1 protein-coding gene is annotated in these 324 nt (G+C 63.6%); it reads left to right on the forward strand.

Annotated elements, in window-relative coordinates:
• Positions 1 to 324 (forward strand): MFS transporter (locus tag EE949_RS13035; protein WP_122664659.1); only part of this gene is annotated, 324 nt, incomplete at both ends.

The following is a 324-nucleotide window of genomic DNA, read 5'->3' on the forward strand; positions in this document are numbered from 1 at the left end:
GTCTTGCGATCTTTCGCGGCCTGCTCGGCCTGACCGAGGCAGCGGGGCTGCCTGCGGGCGTCAAGGCCACCACCGAATGGTTTCCGGCCAAGGAGCGCTCGGTCGCCATCGGCTGGTTCAATATCGGGTCGTCCTTCGGTGCCTTGCTGGCGCCACCGCTGGTGGTGTGGGCCATCCTGCACAACGGTTGGGAGCTGGCGTTCCTGATCGTCGGCGGACTGGGCATTATCTGGAGCGGTCTGTGGTTGCTGCTGTACAAGCACCCTCGTGATCAGAAACGCCTGAGCGACACCGAGCGTGATTACATCCTCAGCGGTCAGGAAG

It is taken from the genome of Pseudomonas viridiflava (genome assembly GCF_900602065.1).
Lineage (GTDB): Bacteria > Pseudomonadota > Gammaproteobacteria > Pseudomonadales > Pseudomonadaceae > Aquipseudomonas.